Annotated in this window: 19 protein-coding genes and 1 tRNA gene; 8 read left to right on the plus strand and 12 right to left on the minus strand. The window is 61.6% G+C overall.

Annotated elements, in window-relative coordinates; all coding sequences use genetic code 11:
• The first annotated feature begins 34 nt into the window (after positions 1-34).
• Both rpoD and AC0JZ4_RS12335 read left to right on the plus strand, forming a co-directional pair.
• A complete protein-coding gene (gene rpoD / locus AC0JZ4_RS12330) occupies positions 35-2,086 on the plus strand; it encodes an RNA polymerase sigma factor RpoD (protein WP_471886665.1) in 2,052 nt (683 codons plus the stop codon).
• Between the two features lie 178 nt (positions 2,087-2,264).
• Positions 2,265-3,566, plus strand: coding sequence for a DUF930 domain-containing protein (locus tag AC0JZ4_RS12335; RefSeq protein ID WP_471886666.1), 1,302 nt, complete (start codon positions 2,265-2,267; stop codon positions 3,564-3,566).
• Positions 3,567-3,695: 129 nt separating this feature from the next.
• Here the strand turns inward: AC0JZ4_RS12335 and AC0JZ4_RS12340 are convergent, their stop codons facing one another.
• From AC0JZ4_RS12340 to AC0JZ4_RS12350, 3 genes are all read right to left on the minus strand, one after another.
• Positions 3,696-3,869 carry a hypothetical protein gene (locus tag AC0JZ4_RS12340; protein WP_471886667.1) on the minus strand — a complete coding sequence of 58 codons (174 nt, stop codon included), beginning with the start codon at positions 3,867-3,869 and terminating at the stop codon, positions 3,696-3,698.
• 114 nt (positions 3,870-3,983) lie between these two features.
• On the minus strand, positions 3,984-4,229 hold the full coding sequence (locus AC0JZ4_RS12345; protein WP_471886668.1) for a DUF982 domain-containing protein: 246 nt from the start codon (positions 4,227-4,229) through the stop codon (positions 3,984-3,986).
• Between the two features lie 35 nt (positions 4,230-4,264).
• Positions 4,265-4,340, minus strand: a tRNA-Ile gene (locus AC0JZ4_RS12350).
• Between the two features lie 233 nt (positions 4,341-4,573).
• On the opposite strand from AC0JZ4_RS12350, the gene AC0JZ4_RS12355 reads away from it, so the two are divergent.
• A complete protein-coding gene (locus tag AC0JZ4_RS12355) occupies positions 4,574-5,317 on the plus strand; it encodes an SIMPL domain-containing protein (RefSeq protein ID WP_471886669.1) in 744 nt (247 codons plus the stop codon).
• Between the two features lie 83 nt (positions 5,318-5,400).
• On the opposite strand, the gene AC0JZ4_RS12360 is transcribed toward AC0JZ4_RS12355, so the two are convergent.
• The gene (locus AC0JZ4_RS12360) at positions 5,401-5,733 is read right to left on the minus strand and encodes a hypothetical protein (RefSeq protein WP_471886670.1); all 333 of its coding nucleotides are present in this window, start codon (positions 5,731-5,733) and stop codon (positions 5,401-5,403) included.
• A gap of 146 nt (positions 5,734-5,879) precedes the next feature.
• Positions 5,880-6,302, minus strand: a complete 423-nt coding sequence (locus AC0JZ4_RS12365; RefSeq protein WP_471886671.1) for a secondary thiamine-phosphate synthase enzyme YjbQ — start codon at positions 6,300-6,302, stop codon at positions 5,880-5,882.
• A gap of 186 nt (positions 6,303-6,488) precedes the next feature.
• On the opposite strand from AC0JZ4_RS12365, the gene AC0JZ4_RS12370 reads away from it, so the two are divergent.
• Both AC0JZ4_RS12370 and AC0JZ4_RS12375 read left to right on the plus strand, forming a co-directional pair.
• The gene (locus AC0JZ4_RS12370) at positions 6,489-7,214 is read left to right on the plus strand and encodes a phosphatase PAP2 family protein (protein ID WP_471886672.1); all 726 of its coding nucleotides are present in this window, start codon (positions 6,489-6,491) and stop codon (positions 7,212-7,214) included.
• A 77-nt stretch (positions 7,215-7,291) separates the two neighbouring features.
• Positions 7,292-8,056, plus strand: coding sequence for an SDR family NAD(P)-dependent oxidoreductase (locus tag AC0JZ4_RS12375; RefSeq protein ID WP_471886673.1), 765 nt, complete (start codon positions 7,292-7,294; stop codon positions 8,054-8,056).
• Between the two features lie 2 nt (positions 8,057-8,058).
• Here AC0JZ4_RS12375 and AC0JZ4_RS12380 read toward each other — a convergent pair whose 3' ends face one another.
• Genes AC0JZ4_RS12380 through AC0JZ4_RS12390 form a run of 3 tightly spaced genes read right to left on the minus strand, consistent with a single transcriptional unit; the run spans position 8,059 to position 11,428 of the window.
• Positions 8,059-9,270: a class I SAM-dependent methyltransferase gene (locus AC0JZ4_RS12380; RefSeq protein WP_471886674.1), complete on the minus strand. Its 1,212-nt coding sequence runs from the start codon at positions 9,268-9,270 to the stop codon at positions 8,059-8,061.
• Positions 9,270-10,079, minus strand: coding sequence for a DUF1365 domain-containing protein (locus tag AC0JZ4_RS12385; protein WP_471886675.1), 810 nt, complete (start codon positions 10,077-10,079; stop codon positions 9,270-9,272). The genes AC0JZ4_RS12380 and AC0JZ4_RS12385 overlap by 1 nt, the downstream gene beginning before the upstream one ends.
• The gene (locus AC0JZ4_RS12390; protein WP_471886676.1) at positions 10,076-11,428 is read right to left on the minus strand and encodes an NAD(P)/FAD-dependent oxidoreductase; all 1,353 of its coding nucleotides are present in this window, start codon (positions 11,426-11,428) and stop codon (positions 10,076-10,078) included. Before AC0JZ4_RS12390 ends, AC0JZ4_RS12385 begins: the two co-directional genes overlap by 4 nt.
• A 208-nt stretch (positions 11,429-11,636) precedes the next feature.
• Here AC0JZ4_RS12390 and AC0JZ4_RS12395 point away from each other — a divergent pair, with 208 nt between their 5' ends.
• From AC0JZ4_RS12395 to AC0JZ4_RS12405, 3 genes are read left to right on the plus strand one after another with little or no spacing between them, the layout of a single operon-like run.
• Positions 11,637-12,221 (plus strand): sigma-70 family RNA polymerase sigma factor, encoded by a 585-nt coding sequence (locus AC0JZ4_RS12395; protein WP_471886677.1) that lies wholly within the window; start codon positions 11,637-11,639, stop codon positions 12,219-12,221.
• Positions 12,218-12,892 carry a ChrR family anti-sigma-E factor gene (locus AC0JZ4_RS12400; protein WP_471886678.1) on the plus strand — a complete coding sequence of 225 codons (675 nt, stop codon included), beginning with the start codon at positions 12,218-12,220 and terminating at the stop codon, positions 12,890-12,892. Before AC0JZ4_RS12395 ends, AC0JZ4_RS12400 begins: the two co-directional genes overlap by 4 nt.
• A gap of 27 nt (positions 12,893-12,919) precedes the next feature.
• Entirely contained in the window at positions 12,920-13,327 is a 408-nt protein-coding gene (locus AC0JZ4_RS12405; RefSeq protein ID WP_471886679.1) for a DUF2177 family protein, read from the plus strand.
• 21 nt (positions 13,328-13,348) lie between these two features.
• On the opposite strand, the gene AC0JZ4_RS12410 is transcribed toward AC0JZ4_RS12405, so the two are convergent.
• The 4 genes from AC0JZ4_RS12410 to AC0JZ4_RS12425 form a co-directional block, all read right to left on the minus strand.
• On the minus strand, positions 13,349-13,738 hold the full coding sequence (locus AC0JZ4_RS12410) for a response regulator (protein WP_471886680.1): 390 nt from the start codon (positions 13,736-13,738) through the stop codon (positions 13,349-13,351).
• 177 nt (positions 13,739-13,915) lie between these two features.
• Positions 13,916-15,151: a peptidase T gene (pepT, locus tag AC0JZ4_RS12415; protein ID WP_471886681.1), complete on the minus strand. Its 1,236-nt coding sequence runs from the start codon at positions 15,149-15,151 to the stop codon at positions 13,916-13,918.
• A 144-nt stretch (positions 15,152-15,295) separates the two neighbouring features.
• Positions 15,296-16,576 carry a TRAP transporter large permease gene (locus AC0JZ4_RS12420; RefSeq protein WP_471886682.1) on the minus strand — a complete coding sequence of 427 codons (1,281 nt, stop codon included), beginning with the start codon at positions 16,574-16,576 and terminating at the stop codon, positions 15,296-15,298.
• Positions 16,576-17,097: a TRAP transporter small permease gene (locus AC0JZ4_RS12425; RefSeq protein ID WP_471886683.1), complete on the minus strand. Its 522-nt coding sequence runs from the start codon at positions 17,095-17,097 to the stop codon at positions 16,576-16,578. Before AC0JZ4_RS12425 ends, AC0JZ4_RS12420 begins: the two co-directional genes overlap by 1 nt.
• Positions 17,098-17,114: the final 17 nt, after the last annotated feature.

The raw sequence follows: 17,114 nt of genomic DNA on the forward strand, positions 1-17,114 counted from the left end.
AGCGCAGTGGCGTTCAGGGAAAGTGACGAAATACATGGCAACAAAAGTCAAAGAAAACGAAGAAGCAGATAACGAACGCGAAGGTTCGGCCGACGGTCCGCTTCTCGATCTTTCTGATGACGCGGTCAAGAAAATGATCAAGGCCGCCAAGAAGCGCGGCTATGTGACCATGGACGAGCTGAATTCGGTTCTGCCCTCGGAAGAAGTGACCTCGGAGCAGATCGAGGACACGATGGCGATGTTGTCCGACATGGGCATCAATGTCGTCGAGGACGAGGAAACCGAAGAGAAGGCTGAAGCCGACGACGACGGCGACGACGACAACGAGAGCGAAGGCGGCGAACTGACGACGTCTGCCGGCACCGCGGTCGCGACCACGAAAAAGAAAGAACCGACCGACCGTACCGATGACCCGGTGCGCATGTATCTGCGCGAAATGGGTTCGGTCGAGCTTCTGTCGCGCGAAGGCGAAATCGCCATCGCGAAGCGCATCGAGGCCGGCCGCGAGACGATGATCGGCGGTCTCTGTGAAAGCCCCCTCACGTTCCAGGCGCTGATCATCTGGCGCGACGAACTGAACGAGGGGACAACGCTGCTGCGCGAGATCATCGATCTCGAAACCACCTATTCCGGCCCCGAGGCCAAGGCTGCGCCGCAGTTCCAGAGCCCGGAAAAGATCGAAGCCGACCGCAAGGCGGCCGAGGAAAAGGAAAAGAGCCGCAAGGCCCGCATGACGGCCGCCAATGACGACGACATCACGTCGGTCGGCGGCGAGTTGCCGATCGAGGAAGAGGAAGAGGACGACGATGAGTCGAGCCTCTCTCTCGCTGCGATGGAAGCGGAACTGCGCCCGCAGGTCATGGAAACCCTTGACCTGATCGCTGATACCTACAAGAAGCTGCGCAAGCTGCAGGACCAGCAGGTGGAAGCCCGCCTGTCTGCGGCAAGCACTTTGTCTTCCGCCCAGGAGAAGCGCTACAAGGAACTGAAGGACGAGCTGGTTACGGCGGTCAAGTCGCTGTCGCTCAACCAGAACCGCGTCGACAGCCTTGTCGAGCAGCTTTACGACATTTCCAAGCGCCTGATGCAGAATGAAGGCCGACTGCTGCGCCTCGCCGAATCCTACGGCGTCAAGCGCGACTCGTTCCTCGAGCAGTACCAGGGTTCCGAACTCGACATGAACTGGGTCGAGACCGTCGGCAGTCTTGCAGCCAAGGGCTGGAAGGATTTTGCCAGGGCCGAGACGCGGACGATCGGCGACCTGCGCCAGGAAATCCAGAATCTGGCGACCGAAACCGGTATCTCGATCACCGAGTTCCGCCGCATCGTGTCTATGGTGCAGAAGGGTGAGCGCGAGGCGCGTATCGCCAAGAAGGAAATGGTCGAAGCGAACCTTCGCCTCGTCATCTCCATCGCCAAGAAGTACACGAACCGCGGTCTGCAGTTCCTCGACCTCATTCAGGAAGGCAATATCGGCCTGATGAAGGCGGTCGACAAGTTCGAATACCGCCGCGGTTACAAGTTCTCGACCTATGCGACATGGTGGATCAGGCAGGCGATCACCCGTTCGATCGCCGACCAGGCCCGCACGATCCGCATTCCGGTGCACATGATCGAGACGATCAACAAGATCGTCCGTACCTCGCGCCAGATGCTGCACGAGATCGGCCGCGAGCCGACCCCGGAAGAGCTGGCTGAAAAGCTGGCGATGCCGCTCGAAAAGGTCCGCAAGGTCCTGAAGATCGCCAAGGAGCCGATCTCGCTCGAAACCCCGGTGGGTGACGAAGAGGATAGCCATCTGGGTGACTTCATCGAGGACAAGAACGCGCTTCTGCCGATCGACGCCGCCATCCAGGCGAACCTGCGCGAAACGACGACCCGCGTCCTGGCTTCGCTGACGCCGCGCGAAGAACGTGTTCTTCGCATGCGCTTCGGCATCGGCATGAACACGGACCATACGCTGGAAGAAGTCGGTCAGCAGTTCTCGGTTACCCGCGAACGTATCCGTCAGATCGAGGCGAAGGCGTTGCGCAAGCTGAAGCATCCGAGCCGCTCGAGAAAGCTTCGCTCGTTCCTCGACAGCTAAGCGTTCCAGACGTTCAATTTCACGAGATCAAGCCCGGCAGGCTTAAAGTTTGCCGGGCTTTTTCGTGGGCAGCCGGGCGAGGGGACTTCATCCGGCCAAGCTTTCATCCTACATCGGAAGAATGCAGGAGAATTCACCCAGGCCGCGACACAAGCTTTATGGAGGCATAGCCGTCTCCGTGGCGCTGCATGCCATTATCGCGGCCATTGTCCTGGTTCAATTGCCGCCTAACGATATCACGCCGCCGGAAGAAGAAGAGACCGTTTCCGTCGAAATGGTGCCGCCGCCCGAAGAGGAGCAGCCGGCACAAGAAGAGCAGGCACTCACCGTGCCCGAGATGGAGCAGTCTCAACCGCAGGAGCAGGAGCCGCCGCCACCGCCGGAAGAGCAGGCGAGCGAACCCGCCCAACCTGCCGGCGCAGAGCCTCCGCCACCTGCCGAAGCCGAACCCCAGGAGCAGCAGCCCCAACCGGAGGCCCAGCAGGCCGAAGCTGCGCCGCCACCAACGCCGTCATCGGAAGAGATGCAGCAGGCCGAAGCGGAACCGCCGCCACCGGCAGAACAGGAAGCCGCTGAGCCGCCATCAGCCGAGGAGCAGGCACAGCAACAGCAAGCTCCTTCCGGCAGTGAAGAGGCCGGCGAGGAACAGGCCGGCCAGGGCCAGCCGCTGCCGGTGCTGAGACCCGTCTTCGAATATGGTGACGAGGCAAGCGGTTCCGGCTTGGCGCGCAGTGGCAACGCCTCGGAGGGCGAGCAGGCCGAAGAGACGGAAACCGCCGAGACGACTGCCGCAGACACAGCACCGGGGGCCACTTCACCCGAGGCGGCCGAGAACGCCGAGGCCGAGACCGCAGATGCCGCAGCAACTGACAACGGCGAGAGCGAGGCGGAGTCGGCCGCCCCGAATCTGCCGGATGACATCGAGACGCCGTCCGTCGAGATGAGCGGAGCTGCGCAGCTTCCCTCCAGTGAGGAGCCAAATTCCGAAGGCACGCAGACGGAGCTTGCGGCGGAACCCGAACCCGAGGCTGCGGACGAGCAGGCCGCGCTTGCCGAGCCCACCGAGAATGCCGAAAATGCACCGGCCAAGCCGGAGGGAGATGTCGCTCAGGACGAGCCGCCGCGGCCGGCGCGACGTCTGTTTTCCGAACAGGACACCAATGCCGACATCGCTCGCACGGCGATGGGCAGTGTACCGCGCGAAATCCGTGCCGGGCAGTTGTGTTCGACGGAGCTGACCGAGCAGTTGCGGCATGGAGCGCAGCGTTTCAACCCTGATATCGTGCCCGCCTTCAAACTACCGGAAGGCACCGTGCTCGATGTGCGGCAGGCGGCGTTTCGGGCGGATTCGAGATGGTACGACATCCGCTTCCGCTGTGAGGTGAACGAGAATGCGACGCGAGTGGTGTCCTTCGGCCTCGATATCGGCGAGCCGGTGCCGCGCAGCGAATGGCGGGCGCGACGTTTTCCCGAGTTCTGATTTTCAGGTCCTACAGCAATTCTGCGTTTCTTCGAAACGCGTAATTGCGCCATCTCCTTGGCGTGACGCAGTTCCAGTTCCGGACGCAAAGCCGCTCAGCACTTTTGCCGGACACGCTACAGCGCAAGCCTATTCGAGCGGTGGCTCGTCGAGCATCTGGACGAGTTCGCGGATTACGTCGAGCGCCTCGTTCAAGACGACGAGGACCGCATCCGATGGCATCGTGTCGAGGTTCTCGATCGCATCGGTGAGTTTCGCCACGATGTCGAGGCTCAGGTTCGAGGCCGTTTCCGAAGTCTCCATGTCACCCCACCGTGCTTCGCGTCACCATTCTTCGCCTTGCCGGGCGAAAAGGTGTCATGGTCTGCGCGGATGTCAATCCGTTGCCGGCTTCTTCTGCTGTAGGCGGCTTGCCGTTCAGGCGCGGACGAGAACGCCGGCCTCCTGGGCTGCTGCGACGAAGGCGGTGCGCGCCTCTTCCGGCTTGCGTTTGCCGGCATCGACGGCTGCGCAGACCAGAAGCGCGTGGTCGAGCTGGCTGCCGTCTTCCGTCGGCCAGTCCTCGATCATAGCCCAGGCCGCCCCTTGCGTGGTCTCGATGACCATTTCTTCCGGCGGTTCGCCGATGGACACGATGACCGGTTTGTTCCAGGGGGTATTCATGGCGCGGGTTCCAGACGGTGCGGATGAAAGGAAAATGGTGGGCCCGGAGGGACTCGAACCCCCAACCAAGCGGTTATGAGCCGCCGGCTCTAACCATTGAGCTACAGGCCCTCTGTTTGCTCCAAAGGTGCAGACAGCGGTGATGCGCAATGGTTCGCAAGCACCTTGGTGCCCGCTCTAACGTAAATTGTGACTGGTCACAAGCCGTTGCCGCAATAGGTACACAATAGACCGGCAAGGAGACGTGTGCTCTGGTTGAAATGCCTGGGCCGGCCGGCTGTCATGCTTGTATTTTCCGGGCAAGGGCAGAGGTGTTTTGAAGATTTGAGCCAAGGATTAAGTCCATGAATTCCGCCATTCGTTTTGCCTATGCCGCACTGATCGTGCCTGCGATTGCGTCAGCTAGCCTGCCTTCGGCGGCATTTGCCCAGGAAGACAGGCCGCGCGAGGCGCAGATCAATGTTTCCGGCGAAGGCGAAGTCGCCATCGCGCCCGATATGGCGATCCTGTCACTGACGGTCCTGCGCGAGGCGGAGACGGCCGAGGCCGCGTTGACCGCCAATAGTGCCGCCATGCGCAATGTCGTCGGCGCGCTGCGCGAACGCGGCGTCGAGGAACGCGACATCCAGACCAGCCAGTTCCAGATCTATCCGCGCTACAACCAGCCGGAAGCCAAGGATGGCGTACAACCGGCGGCCGAGATCATCGGTTACGAGGTCAGCAACGGGCTGACGGTCAGGGTGCGCGACATTTCCAGGCTCGGCGGTCTGCTCGACCAGTCGGTCAAGCTCGGCGTCAACAAGGGCGGGCAGATCAGCTTCACCAACGATGACCCGGAAGCGGCCCTGACGGAGGCGCGCAAGAAGGCAGTGGCGCAGGCGCTTGCCAAGGCCCGTACGCTGACGGAGGCCGCCGGCGTCAAGGTCGGCCGGATCATCGAGATGAGCGAAAATTCCATGCGTCCGATGCCGCAGCCGATGATGCGCATGGCCATGGCCAAGGAAATGGCTGCCGATGCGGTGCCGGTCGCTTCGGGAGAAAATACCTACAGCGTCACCGTCAACGTGACCTTTTCGCTGGACCAGTAAGCGCTAAACCGCTTTTGGGAATTTAAAAGCCCCCGGCCTTAAAGTGGTCGGGGGCTTTTTCGTGTCTGTAATTGCCCGGTTGATCAGCGGCGGATGATCGGGCAGCCGCGGACATTGGCAAAGACGACCCGGTCGCGGCCGTGGCGGTCGCGGCCAACGACGGTGACGGTGCGGCGCGAGACATCGACGACGCGCACGCGGCGCAGGCCCATACGCTCGGCCTTGGCTTCGGCGCGCCAGGGCGAGCAGCCCGGACGACCGTGGTGGCGACGCATGTCGCGGTCATGATGCCTGTCGTGATACTGGACCTGCATCACGAGGCTGCGGTCCGATGCGCTTGCGGTGGACATGGTGGCGGAGAGGCCGCCAAAAGCGACAAGCGCGGCAAGTCCGATCTTGGTCAACAGACTGGTCATGGGTGTTTCTCCGGTTGCAGCAGAATTCTTCGTTGGTCGCCAAAGGCTCGTTGTGGGCCCTTGGCGATGATCGGAGATTATCGGCGGCGGGCTGAACGGAAGCCCAAGGCGGCGTTCAGAGACCGTTCATCAGCAAGGTGGCCCGTTCAGGCCGAAAGGTGCAGGACGATTTCGCGACGATGCGGGCGGTCGCGATGTTCAAACAGATAGATTCCCTGCCATGTGCCGAGAACGAGCCGTCCGCGAGAGACCGGGATTCCGATCGAGACTGCCGTCAGCGCTGCCTTGATATGGGCGGGCATGTCGTCGGGACCTTCCGCCGTGTGGATGATCCAGTTCATGTCCGGGTGGCTCGATGGCGGAACGAGGCGGCTAAAGAAGCTTTTCAGGTCGCGCTGGACATCAGGGTCTGCATTCTCCTGGATGATCAGCGAGCAGGACGTGTGACGGACGAAGACGGTCAGCAGGCCTTCGTCGGCGGACTGATTGCGGACGAAAGCCTGTACCTGATCCGTAAACTCATAGAGGCCCTGGCCGTGGGTCGTGATGGAGAGTGATGTCTGCGGCATTGGGCTTGTATCCTCCGGCTCGGGCCACGCTGTGCTCAAATTGCCGTTCGAAGCATGAAGCGCAAGCGTCAATTGGTGCGCACGAACGGCGCCCACCATCGCGTTGTTTATTTGCGGCAATTCTTGCGGGATTTCCGCTGCTCCCTATCTACCTCGTAACTGTAACAACAACCAACGTGAGAGAGCATGCCAATCCATCAGCGCGTCCGTAACGGGATTATCGACCGGTTCATGACGTTCGAGCCTATCGGCCTGATAACCTTCGCCGCGATCGCGGGTGGTATCTTCGCCTTCCTGACGCTGACCGGCGAGGTGATGGAGGGCGAAACGCATGCGTTCGACGAGAAGATCCTGCTCAGCCTGCGGCAGGTGGGCGATCTTGGCCTGCCGATCGCGCCGCAATGGGTGACGCATGCGGTCGACGACATCACGGCGCTCGGCGGCATTACCGTCCTGTCGATGATGACGATGCTCGCCGCCGTCTATCTTGTTCTTTCGCGGCAGAAGGCGATTGCGGTCTTCCTGTTTCTGTCCGTCTCCGGCGGCTGGCTGGTCAGCTCGGCCCTGAAGCTTGGCGTCGCGCGGCCGCGGCCCGATATCGTGCCGCATCTCGTCGATGTCAGCGACATGAGTTTTCCAAGCGGCCACGCGATGCTGTCGGCCGTCACCTATCTGACGCTGGCGGCAATCCTGTCGCGGGCCGAGCAGTATCGCTCGACACGGATCTTCCTGATGGCGGCGGGCATTTTCCTGACGCTGATCATCGGCATGTCGCGCATCTATCTCGGCGTGCATTACCCGACCGATGTTCTCGGTGGTTGGTGCGCCGGCGCGGTCTGGGCCGCCGGCTGCTGGTTGGTCGCACGGCGGTTCATCGCGCGCGCGCCGAAGGATACAGTCCCTGCCAGGTGACATTGTCTGCGACTACCGCAAGATCCGATCGCATTGTCCCGGCGTAGTAAAGGGATGAGAGCATTTGGGAGGATCATATGAGCGGTTCCAACAATGGCAAGGTCGCCTGGGTGACCGGTGCCAGTTCCGGTATCGGCCGGGCGGTGGCGTTAAAACTTGCCGATGCCGGGTGGCGGGTGGCTGTAAGCGCGCGCTCGGCGGAAAAGCTGGAGACGCTTGCAAGTGAGCGGCCGGGACGCATCGAGGCCTTTCCGCTCGACGTGACCGATCGCGAGGCGGTGAAGGGGGCGGCACTGTCGATCGCGCAGTCGATGGGGCCGATCGATCTCGCGTTGTTTTCCGCCGGCAGCTATACGCGTGACAGTGTCCGAAATTTCGATGCCGGTGTGCTGGCAGAGCTGGTCAACCTCAATATTGTCGGGACCGGCAATTGCCTGGAAGCGGTGATTGCGCCGATGACGGCGCGGCGTTCCGGGCATATCGCGGTCATCGCGTCCGTGGCGGGGTTCCTCGGCCTGCCGGGCGGCGGTTTCTATGGGGCGACGAAGGCGGGGCTGATCAACCTCTGCGAGGCGCTGTATCCCGAACTGGAAAAGGAAGGGGTCAGGCTGCAGCTCATCAATCCGGGTTTTGTCGATACGCCGCTGACCGAGAAGAACGATTTTCCGATGCCTTTCCTGATCAGCCAGGAGGAGGCGGCCGACGCGATCGTGTCGGGGCTTGCAGGTTCACGGTTCGAGATCGTCTTCCCGTGGAAGATGGCGCTCGCAACCAAGCTTTTGCGCGCCATGCCCTATGCGGTCAGCCTGGCGCTGACGCGACGGATGCTCCGAAAGAGCTGATCTCAGGTCGAAAGCTTGAACTGCACGACATCCAGCCTGCCGGTGCGGAAGCCGGTGGCGCAGTAATGAAGGTAATAGTGCCACATGCGGAAGAAGCGCTGATCGAAGCCGAGCGGCACGATCTTCTGCCAGTTGGCGCGAAACGCCCTGTCCCAGATCAGCAGCGTCTGCTCGTAATCGCGGCCGAAGCAGAAACGGTCCTCGACGGACAAGCCGGTATCTTTCGCCGACCGCTCAAAGGCGGAAATGCTCGGCAGCATGCCGCCGGGGAAGATATAAGCCTGGATGAAATCTGCATGACTGCGATAGTGGTCGAAGCGGTCTTCGGCAATCGTGATGACCTGGACGAGAGCGTTGCCGCCTTCGGTCAGAAGTTCACGCAGGCGGTTGAAATAGACCGACCAGTTTTCCTCGCCGACTGCTTCGAACATCTCGATCGAGACGATCCTGGTGAATTTGCCGCGGCAGTCGCGATAGTCTTCGAGGCGGATGTCGGCACGGTCCGACAGTCCGGCATCCTTCAGACGCTGCTCGGCATAGGCCGCCTGTTCGCGTGACAGGGTGAGGCCGGTGATACGGCAACCGGTGGCGCGGATCGCCTCTTCGGCAAAACCGCCCCAGCCGCAGCCGATTTCCAGCACGTGATCGTCGGCCGTGAGGTTCAGCTCGTCGATGATGCGGCGGTATTTGGCGCGTTGGGCGTCGGCAAGGTTCTGGCGGGGGTCAGCGAAGAGGGCGGATGAATAGGTCATCGTCTCGTCGAGCCAGAGTTTGTAGAACTCGTTGCCGAGATCATAGTGGAAGGCGATGTTGCGGCGGCTGCCGGCCTTCGAATTGCGGTTGAGGCGATGACGCAGACGCGCGACGAAGGCAGCGATCGGGCCGGGCTTCATCACACCCTTCCATGCTGCCTCGTTGGCAAGGGCAAGATCCAGAACGGCGCCGAGATCCGGCGTATCCCACTCGCCTTCGACATAGGCCGTGGCAAAGCCGAGGCTGCCGCCGGAGAGGATGCGGCGCAGCGGGCGCATCGTTTTGAAGGTGATCGTAGCCGAGGGGCCTGCCACGTCGCCGGAAAAGCGAGCCTCGCGGCCACTCGGGAATTTCAGCGTCAACTGGCCGGTTGCCAGCCTGCGACCCCAGCGGCAAATGAGCTTTTCCGAAAGCGAAAACGAGGCAAGCGGCATCGGGAACTTGTCGTCAATATTCGACATCAACGGCTCTCCATCCGTTCTGGCGGGGTGTGGGGATTGGTAACGATCGTCGTGGCGCGCGCGGACGCGGCTTTCGTGTGGCGATAGACGGGAACGCGCTTTGTCCAGAGTTTGAAGGCTTCCCAATGGATCGCGGCGGTGACCTTCAGCGTCATCAGCGGATAGCGGACGAATGCCCAGGCGAGACCTCGGTCGGTGAGTGTGCGACGATCGCCCTGGAACATGGCGTAGAGCAGCATGCCGTCCTGATCGGACTCCTTGATGGCGATTCGGACCTCTTGCGCCGGCGTGCGAACGGAAAAGTCATAGCGGCAGTCCATCGGCATGAAGGGCGAGACGTAGAGATCCTTGGCACAAGTATGGCTCACCTGTCCGTCATTCTCGCTGCCGACGGGGATGATATAGGCATGGCGCTCGTGGAACGTGTTGCAGACCTCGTAGATGACAGCGCGCAGGCTGCTTTTCGGGCCGTAGCAGAAATAGACGGTCAACGGATTGAAGACATAGCCGAAGATACGGGGGTAGCAGAGGATCCTGACGCTCAGCTCATCCGTGGCAATGTTGGCATCTTCCAGCTTCCGGGCGACCCAGGCCTTCAGATCTCCGGGTTTTCCTTCGCCGTGATCCTTTTCCCAGAAGCCGAACAATCCGCGGCGGTTGACGGAGAAGAGGCGCAGTGCCCCGTCGAGTGCCGGCAACTCGTCGAGATCAAGCAGCAGCGAGAAGACGCTGTAACGCAGATCGTGGCGCTTCGGCCGCAACCGCGTATGGACGACATCGCCCGCATAGATGCTCGATGGTACCGTCATTCGGCCGCTGCCCGGAATTCGGTGATGGCAATCCTGCCGGACTCGTTTTCGACTGTCCAGGGACGGCGGATGCCGCCCAGCGCTTCGGCGACCGCCAAGCCGGACTGGATGCCATCCTCATGGAAGCCGCTGCCGAAATAGGCGCCGCAGAACCATGTTCTGTTGCGGCCCTGCAGCTGCCATAGCCTTTGCTGCGCGGCAAGTGCGGTGCCGTCGAAGCGCGGATGGGTATAGTCATAGCTGCCGTGAAGGAGGTCGGGATTGGGCTCCCGGTTCGGGTTCAGTGTCAGGAGAAGCGGGCGCGGCGTCTCCAGTTTCTGCAGCCGGTTCATCCAGTAGGTGACGCAGAGCGGGCTCTCGTCATCCGGCTTGCCGCTCAAATAGTTCCAGCTCGACCAGACGTTTCTGTGCCTGGGCATGAGGCCGATGTCGCTGTGCAGGACGGCGCGGTTCTTCGTGTAGCCGAAGGAGCCCAGGAGGCTTCGTTCCATCAGGTCGGCGTCGGACAGCATGGCGAGGGCCTCGTCCGCATGGGCGGCGATCACGACGTCGTCGAAAAGTTCGGCGTTTCCGGCCTGATCGGTGATCGTCACGCCGTTGGCGGCGCGGCGGATCGAGGCGACGGGCGTTGAAAGTCGTATCTCGCCTCTAAAGTCCGCGGCGATGCGCGAGACATATTCGCGGCTGCCGCCTTCTACAGTTCGCCATTTCGGGCGGTCGGACAGGAGCAGCAGGCCGTGGTTGACGAAAAAGCGGAGAAAGGCTTCGAGCGGATAGTCCTGCATGTCCTTCGCCGTCGTCGACCATATGGCGGCGCCCATCGGCATCAGGTGATCGTCGATGAAGGATGCGGAATAGCCGGCCTTGTGAACATATTCGCCAAGCGTCATGCCACTGATTTCGGGCTTTCCTAGGAGGGCGGGGGACTGTTTGTAGAATTTCAGGACGTCCTTCAGCATGCGCCAGAAGCGCGGGCGGAAAATGTTGCTGCGCTGGCCGAGGAGGCCGGAGAGGCCCGTGCCGCTATATTCGAAACCACCGTTGTCCATCGAGGCGGCAAAGGACATGTCCGAGGCGATGGTCGGGACGGCGAGGTGGTCGAAAAGGGCGACGAGGTTCGGATAATTGGTCTCGTTATAGACGATGAAGCCGGTATCCACGGCGACCGGCTGTCCGTTCATTTCGACTTCGACCGTATGGGCGTGGCCGCCGAGGCGCGGCGATGCCTCGTAGAGCGTGACGTCGCGGCTTTTCGACAGGAGCCACGCGGCAGACAGGCCGCCGATCCCCGATCCCACGACCGCGACCTTCGTTGTTGCCCGTCCCATTTCGCCGCCCAACGTCCTCATTGTCTCACCCTCACGCTTCGATAGTTCCTAATACGCGGGCGTATCGCAATTGGATCTCCCGGAAAATTTTCCAGGCGGCGTGATCCGGCGTTTATGTCGCGCCGTAATGCTTGCCATGAACCTGAACATTCCTATTTCGGCTGGAACATGCCACAGAAAGATGTCCGCAGGCCTGCGTCCCGCGGGACGGTTAGCGCGCGAGTTCAGGATGAACAATAAAACCTCCGACGGTTTGGCGACCGGCGATCTCGCACAGGTCGAGATGGTCCGTCTGCTTTCGATCGTCGGCCGGGACCGCAATGTCGATGCGTTCGAGACGATATTCCGCTTTTATGCGCCGCGCATCCGCAGCTTCATGGCAATCAAGACCAAGGACCGGCAGGCTGCCGAAGAGCTGATGCAGGAGACTATGGCCGCCGTCTGGAACAAGGCTTCCCAGTTCGATCCGGCGCGCGGCAATGTCTCGGCCTGGATCTATACGATTGCCCGAAATGTCCGGATCGATGCCTATCGCCGCAAGCGGCCGGAATTCGACGTCAACGATCCGGCCTTTGTCCGCGACGACGTGCCGGCGGCGGATTTCGAGTTCCAGCAGATGCAGGAGGCGCAGTTGCTGCGCGTCGCCATGGAAACGCTGCCGCAGGACCAGCTCGACGTGCTGAAGCGCGCCTTCTTCGACGAGGCGTCGCATTCCACCATCGCTCGGGATCTCGGCGTGCCGCTGGGTACGGTGAAGTCGCGTATCCGGCTTGCCTTCGAGAAGCTGCGCTCGACGCTGGAGGGCCGGCTATGAGTGTCAAGCATCATATCAGCGACGCTTTTCTGATCGACTACGCCTCGGGAAGCCTTTCGGAAGGATGGAGCCTTGCGGTGGCGAGCCATCTGGCGCTGTGCCCCGATTGCCGCAAGCGGCTTTCCGCAATGGAGGGCGCCGCAGGGGCGCTGCTCGACAAGGCCACGGCGGGAGGAAAGGCGTCAGCCTACGCAAGCGAGGACGAGGCCTGGGCGAAGTTCAAGGCGCGGACAAGCGCGATGCCGGTGGCGGAAGAGATAAAGCCGATCGCCGAGACGAAGGCCGGTGCCGTGTTGCCGGAGCCGTTGCGCTCCTATGTCGGCGGAGACCTCGGTGATCTCAAATGGCGGGCGCTCGGGCGCGGCGCCTACCAGATCCTCATCGATACGAAGGACAAGGACACGCAGGTGCGGCTGTTGCGCATTCCGGCGGGAAAGCCGGTGCCGGAACATACGCATGAGGGTCGCGAGCTGACGCTGGTGCTGTCTGGCAGCTTCCACGATGGCGAGGACCTGTTTGCGCGCGGCGATATCGAGGAGGCGGACGGCGATCTTCTGCACACGCCGACTGCGACCGAAGGCGAGGACTGCATCTGCCTGGCGGTGACCGAGGCGCCGTTGAAATTTTCCAGCTGGATCGTGCGGCTGGTGCAGCCGATCCTGAAGATCTGACCAACACGAAAAAGAGCGAGGGACGAGATGACCTATGTCGTGGCCTATGTGGCGACTGCGATCGCCTTTCTCGGCATCGATGCGATCTGGCTCGGAAAGGTTGCGACCGGCTTTTACAAGAGCAGGCTCGGGGAGCTGATGCTGGCGCAGCCGAATTTCGTTGCGGCCGGTCTGTTCTATCTCGCCTATGTGGCCGGTATCGTCTATTTCGCCGTACAGCCGGCCATGGTTTCGGGAAGCTGGACGACGGCCTTGATCTCCGGCGCCATCCTCGGCTTCATCGCCTACGGAACCTATGACATGACCAATCTCGCGACGCTGAAGAACTGGTCGGTGACGGTCAGCATCGTCGACATGATCTGGGGGACCGTGCTGACCTCGTTCTCCGCGGTCGTCGGTTACTTCGTGGTGCAGAAATTTTCGGGCGGGCTCTGAGCTGCGCTACGCAGCAGGCCGTCACGCGGCTTTGCGTACGCCGAATGTCTGCTCCATCAGATTGTTGAGCTTGTTTATGTTCCACGGCTTGGCGAGCATGGCCAGTCCTTCCAGTCTGCCTTTAAGGTCCGGCAGATCGGCATAGCCGCTGCAGACGATTACCGGAACGCCGCGCTGGCGTAGCATCTCGATGACCGGGAAGGACAATTCTCCGTGGAGGTTGAGGTCCACGATCGCGCCGGCGAGATCGTTGCGGGGAATGGCATCGAGCGCATCGGCGATACGTCCGAACGGTCCGACGATCTTGTGGCCCGTTTGCAGGAGATGGTCTTCCATATCCATGGCGAGAAGTAGATCGTCCTCCAGGAGGAGGATGCTTGGACAATCGTTCAGATAATCAGCTTCAGTCATCTTACCCTTACTGCTTATTCCCGGATCGCGACCTGCAGCGTTGGCGCTGCATGCTCAACCCCATGCACGTCTCTTACAAGACGTCTGACCGACTACAAAGTTCCAACCTTCCTGAAGGTTAAGATGGCGGCCCCGATCTTCGGCCGATCCGCGCTCACCATCAAGCATGACGTCCGATCAGGCGCGCTCTTCCCAGAGTTTCGCCAGTTCGACGATCGTCATGACGGCGCGTTCCATGTCCTGGCTGCTGACCCATTCGAGTGGCGAGTGGAAGGCGTGGCCTCCGGCGAAGATGTTGGGGCAGGGCAGGCCCATGAAGGAAAGGCGCGAGCCATCGGTGCCGCCGCGGATGCTGCCGCGCACCGGCTCCATGCCGGCCCGACGGATCGCCTCTAACGCGTTGTCGATGATCTCCGGATGCTGGTCGAGCACTTCCTTCATGTTGCGGTACTGTTCGGTAATCTTCAGTGAATAGGTGGAGCCCGGATAGGTGGCCATTACCTCGCTCAGGACGCGCTCCAGTATGCCGGCCTTGATGGTCAGGCCCTCGGTGTTGAAGTCGCGCAGGATCAGGCCGATCCTCGCGCCTTCCATCGTGGCCGAGACGGAGGTCGGGTGAATGAAGCCGTCGCGGCCCTTCGTCGTTTCGGGAGCCATGTCGCGCGGCAATCCGGCAATCACGTCGCCGGCGATGCGAATGGCGTTCTCCATCTTGCCGTAAGCGAAGCCCGGATGGATGGCGACGCCGGTGATGATTATTTCGGCCGCATCGGCGGAGAAGGTCTCGTCCTCGATCGTGCCGGCGGTCTCGCCGTCGAGCGTGTAGCCGAAATCGGCGCCGAGCTTGCGCAGGTCGACCTTGTCGACACCGCGGCCGATCTCCTCGTCGGGCGTGAAGAGAATGCGGATCGCGCCATGCTTTATCTCGGGATTTTCGATGAGGAATTGCGCCGCCGTCATGATTTCGGCGATGCCGGCCTTATCGTCGGCGCCGAGAAGGGTGGTGCCGTCGGAGGTGATGATGTCGTTGCCGATCTGGTTTAGGAGTTCGGGGTGATCCTTCGGCCGGATGATCCGCTCCGGCGCGCCGGGAAGGCGGATATCGCCGCCGCGATAGTTGCGGACCACCTGCGGTTTGACATGGGTGCCGGAGAAATCCGGTGCCGTGTCCATATGGGAGCAGAAGCAGATGACCGGCACATTGTTCTTGCCCGTGTTGGACGGGATCGTCGCATAGACATAGCCGTGTCCATCGAGTTCGGCGTCCGTAATGCCGATGGCCTTCAATTCCTCGACGAGAAGACGGCCGAGATCGAGCTGCTTGGCGGTCGACGGCTGGGTCGGGGAGGAGGCGTCCGACTGGGTATCGAGAACGACGTAACGAAGAAAGCGACTGGTCACGGTATCGGTCATGGCAAAATCCGGATCGGGCAATGGATGGTGGAATGCGGCGACCTTACCCGGCTCGGCGGTGATCGTGAACCGTTAAATCTTCAAGTGTCGTGTCGATGAAACGAAAGATCCCGCCGAAGCGGGATCCTCATCGTCGATGTTCATTCAGCGAAACAGGCTTGGCAGCCAGAGTGATAGGGCCGGTATGTAGGTGACCAGCATGAGCACGAAGATGCTGGCGCCGAAGAACGGCCAGATCGTTCGCATCGCTTCGCGTATCGATATGCCGCCCACCGCGCAGCCGACGAAAAGCACTGTGCCGACCGGCGGCGTGTTCAGCCCTATTCCGGCATTCAGGATCATAACGATGCCGAAATGCACCGGGTCGATGCCGAAGGCTTTTACGACCGGCAGGAGAATCGGCGTGGATATGATAACCATCGGTGCCATGTCCATGAAGGTGCCGAGCAGCAGCAGGATGACGTTGATCATCAGGAGCACGATGATCGGATTGTCGGAGACGGCGCCGATCGCTGCGATGATCAGGGTCTGTACCTGCAGGAAAGCCATCAGCCAGCTGAATGCAGCGGCCGTGCCGATGACGAGCAGAACCATGGCGGTGGTGCGCACGGCACCCATGACGGCCTCAATGAAGCCCTCCCAATCCAGTTCGCGATAAACGAGCATGGCGACGACGAAGGCGTAGAGTACGGCGATGCAGGAGCTTTCCGTCGCGGTGAAGACGCCGGAGCGAACGCCGCCGAAGATGATGCCGATCAAAAGCAGGCCGGGCAGCGAAGCGAGGAAGAAATAGCCGACACGCGAAAAACCGGGGAACGGCTCTGACGGATAGCCTCGGCGCTTGGCAACCCACCAGGCGGTGACCATCAGCGCGGCGGCCAGAAGAAGGCCCGGAATGATGCCGGCGGTGAACAGGTCGGCGACCGAGACATTGCCGCCGGCGGCGATCGAATAGAGGATCATGTTGTGCGACGGCGGCAGCATCAGCGCGATGATCGCGGCGTTGACGGTGACGTTGACGGCGTAATCCCGGTCATAGCCGCGCTTGGCCATTTGTGGGATCATCAACCCGCCGACAGCAGAGGCATCGGCGACAGCCGAGCCGGAGATGCCGCCGAACAAGGTGGATGCGAGAATATTGACCTGGCCGAGGCCGCCCTTGAGGTGACCGACCATGCCGGCCGCGAAGCGGACCAGGCGGCTGGCGATACCGCCGCGGACCATAAGGTCGCCGGCGAAGATGAAGAACGGGATCGCCATCATGGCGAAGACGTTCATGCCGGAGTTCAACTGCTGGAAGACGACGATCGGTGGCAGGCCCATGTAGAGGACCGTCGCGAAGGACGCGATGCCGAGGCAGAACGCGATCGGCATGCCGATCAGCATCAGGAAGGTGAAGGAACCGAATAGGATCGTGTAGGCCATCAGATCACCTCCGCCGCGACGACATCCGCTGCAACTTCATGATCGATCGCGACATCGACGAAGCGCTCTGCGGCAAAGATCGAGATCATCGTGCCGCCTGCGATCATGGGGAAGAAATCAACGCCACCCGGCCAGCCGAGAACCGGTATGCGGGCGCTCCACGTGCCGATTGACAGCAGTGTCGCGTAATAGGCCATGCCGGCGCCGAACAGGACGATCAGGCCGAGGCTCAGGAGATCCATCCCTTTCTGCACCGTCGGCGGCATCATGTAGCGGACGATGTCGAGGCCCAGATGCACGCTTTCGCGCACCCCGACCGCAGCACCCAGCATGATGAACCAGGACATCAGATGGAGCGACAAGGTCTCCGACCAGCTGGGCGAGTCGTTCAGCACGTAACGGCCGAAAATCTGCCAGCCGACGATCAGCGTCATAGCGATCAGGCCGATGCCGGCTGTGTATAGAAAGAGGCGGCTGACACCGGCCAGAACAGGCCGGATCGCACGCATGAAGTTCCACATGTCGTTATCCTCCACAA

It is taken from the genome of [Rhizobium] kunmingense, assembly GCF_977018605.1.

Bases quoted from the DNA above. Each gene is read 5' to 3' on its own strand.
- rpoD (WP_471886665.1), top strand. From the start codon at position 35: ATGGCAACAAAAGTCAAAGAAAACGAAGAAGCAGATAACGAACGCGAA.
- AC0JZ4_RS12340 (WP_471886667.1), bottom strand. From the start codon at position 3,869: ATGGAGACTTCGGAAACGGCCTCGAACCTGAGCCTCGACATCGTGGCG.
- AC0JZ4_RS12345 (WP_471886668.1), bottom strand. From the start codon at position 4,229: ATGAATACCCCCTGGAACAAACCGGTCATCGTGTCCATCGGCGAACCG.
- AC0JZ4_RS12355 (WP_471886669.1), top strand. From the start codon at position 4,574: ATGAATTCCGCCATTCGTTTTGCCTATGCCGCACTGATCGTGCCTGCG.
- AC0JZ4_RS12360 (WP_471886670.1), bottom strand. From the start codon at position 5,733: ATGACCAGTCTGTTGACCAAGATCGGACTTGCCGCGCTTGTCGCTTTT.
- AC0JZ4_RS12365 (WP_471886671.1), bottom strand. From the start codon at position 6,302: ATGCCGCAGACATCACTCTCCATCACGACCCACGGCCAGGGCCTCTAT.
- AC0JZ4_RS12370 (WP_471886672.1), top strand. From the start codon at position 6,489: ATGCCAATCCATCAGCGCGTCCGTAACGGGATTATCGACCGGTTCATG.
- AC0JZ4_RS12375 (WP_471886673.1), top strand. From the start codon at position 7,292: ATGAGCGGTTCCAACAATGGCAAGGTCGCCTGGGTGACCGGTGCCAGT.
- AC0JZ4_RS12380 (WP_471886674.1), bottom strand. From the start codon at position 9,270: ATGTCGAATATTGACGACAAGTTCCCGATGCCGCTTGCCTCGTTTTCG.
- AC0JZ4_RS12385 (WP_471886675.1), bottom strand. From the start codon at position 10,079: ATGACGGTACCATCGAGCATCTATGCGGGCGATGTCGTCCATACGCGG.
- AC0JZ4_RS12390 (WP_471886676.1), bottom strand. From the start codon at position 11,428: ATGAGGACGTTGGGCGGCGAAATGGGACGGGCAACAACGAAGGTCGCG.
- AC0JZ4_RS12395 (WP_471886677.1), top strand. From the start codon at position 11,637: ATGAACAATAAAACCTCCGACGGTTTGGCGACCGGCGATCTCGCACAG.
- AC0JZ4_RS12400 (WP_471886678.1), top strand. From the start codon at position 12,218: ATGAGTGTCAAGCATCATATCAGCGACGCTTTTCTGATCGACTACGCC.
- AC0JZ4_RS12405 (WP_471886679.1), top strand. From the start codon at position 12,920: ATGACCTATGTCGTGGCCTATGTGGCGACTGCGATCGCCTTTCTCGGC.
- AC0JZ4_RS12410 (WP_471886680.1), bottom strand. From the start codon at position 13,738: ATGACTGAAGCTGATTATCTGAACGATTGTCCAAGCATCCTCCTCCTG.
- pepT (WP_471886681.1), bottom strand. From the start codon at position 15,151: ATGACCGATACCGTGACCAGTCGCTTTCTTCGTTACGTCGTTCTCGAT.
- AC0JZ4_RS12420 (WP_471886682.1), bottom strand. From the start codon at position 16,576: ATGGCCTACACGATCCTATTCGGTTCCTTCACCTTCCTGATGCTGATC.
- AC0JZ4_RS12425 (WP_471886683.1), bottom strand. From the start codon at position 17,097: ATGTGGAACTTCATGCGTGCGATCCGGCCTGTTCTGGCCGGTGTCAGC.